Raw genomic sequence first — 1,702 nt, 5'->3', positions numbered from 1 at the left:
TCGCGCTTTCCGCTTGAAGAATTAAATTACGGGGTCGCGCCTCAAGTTTTAACCCTTTTTTGCATAACCTACCAACCATAAAGGCTCAACGTAATCAGGTTTCGTCTCCGGGGGAACCCCCAAGACCGCGCTGCATCGCTTTAACAAAAGACCACATTTCATCACATTCAGCGGTGCGACCCCGGTCGGGAAACCCGACCTAGGGAACGCGCACCAAGAGAATGGACATCTTACATGCACGGTTTTTCTGAAACCTTTATTTTTCGGGGGGTTTCCGCATATTTCTTATTAACATAATTCTGGAGCCATGTTTTTGAAACTCCAACTGTTCGAGCAATACCGGCTTGCATATATTTTCTCAAGTAATAGGTAATCGATTCTCTTTTTGATCGACAAGGATATCGTTTTTTTTGTCGGATTTTTTACAAACTGTCTCTTACAGTTTTTGCGGTGCGACCCCGGTCGGGTTCCCCGAAAAGCGTGAATGCGCACCAAGAGAAACAGAGATATTTTTGCTTTTTATTATGAGTGCTTCCATGTCTTGATGCAGTCGCTCATGGGGGAAACCACGCCAGTTGCTCATGGGGGGAACCCCCAAGACCGCACTGGCTCCCCAAGACCGTAATGGTGCGTTTGACCCGTAATTAAATTCGCCACGGGTCGCACCTCTGCATCGCTTTTTCACTGTTCGCTCACAATTGCAGTAAGGGCAATTGGGTCGCGTTATTAAATCTGAGACTGTATTCATTCTTACGATGGTGTATTGATAACTTGATAACGTTTTTTATAACAAAAGTTTAGCAGTTTTTTAAATATTTTTTAATTAGTAGCTTTTATTATTTAAACAATAAAAGCTACTAATTAATGATATCAAAATTACTATTTTTACATAAAAAAATGCATTATTTAATGTCAATATAATATTCTATCACTACTTATTTATCACTACCGGACTGCTTACCACAATAAGTGCATTATCTCCCCCATTTTTCAAGTAAGTACTCCCTAACTTCATAACCAGCTAGTTCCCCTTGCTGGTACTCAGTGCCATTGATTTCAGGATTTTGCATCTTTTGGGTGTCAAACTTGACTTTTTCGACCCAAATCTCATTGACAGGACAAAATTTAATTAGTCGTTTTACCCAAGTTTCAATAGTCAACACCCTGTGCTCTAGGCTAGGTGAAAGCCATCCCTCTGGACATCTACGGTTAAGAAATCGTGGCTTTCTGTATCGGGTATGACGGTTACGTCTTCCACGTCTTGCAGCTCTTCTAGACTCTAGTTTTTTCTTGATTAATCCTCCTCTGTGTTCTAATTCCATACCCTAAATAACTTGGTTGTTTTGAACTAGGGCAAATCCAGTTACCTTACTACCAGGGTCAATCTTTATTTGACAAGATGAGATAACTGGATTATCGTTCGCGCAGCGTCGGCTTTGCCGAATCGCAGTCTTTAAGATGATCGTGAAAGGATACATCCTGAAAACCGCAGCTTTACCTTTGTCTAACAACCGGCGTGCTTTCTTCGGGTAAATTGGGTTTAGTGGTTGTTTGTTTGTGTCAATAACAAATACATATAGTTGTTTCAATTAAGGATAAGACGGTGATGAGGTAAAATGAAAAGGGTATATTTTCAATAACTGACAGCAATGCCATACAGTCTAGATTTCAGAAAAAAAGTAATAAACTATATAGAAAAAGG

Annotated in this window: 1 protein-coding gene and 1 pseudogene; both read right to left on the bottom strand. The window is 40.3% G+C overall.

Annotation, left to right across the window (positions count from 1 at the left end; genetic code table 11):
* Nucleotides 1-436 precede the first annotated feature (436 nt).
* The gene (locus F6K20_RS37320; RefSeq protein ID WP_154659749.1) at nt 437-685 is read right to left on the bottom strand and encodes a hypothetical protein; all 249 of its coding nucleotides are present in this window, start codon (nt 683-685) and stop codon (nt 437-439) included.
* Between the two features lie 292 nt (nt 686-977).
* Nucleotides 978-1,589: pseudogene (iscB, locus tag F6K20_RS37315) on the bottom strand (RNA-guided endonuclease IscB); the annotation flags it as partial.
* Nucleotides 1,590-1,702 lie beyond the last annotated feature (113 nt).

The sequence above is a fragment of the Moorena sp. SIO2C4 genome (assembly GCF_010672485.1).
Taxonomy (GTDB): Bacteria; Cyanobacteriota; Cyanobacteriia; order Cyanobacteriales; family Coleofasciculaceae; genus Moorena; species Moorena producens.
The sequence above is the reverse complement of the archived record's forward strand: the minus strand, read 5'-3'. Positions and strand labels throughout refer to the sequence as shown.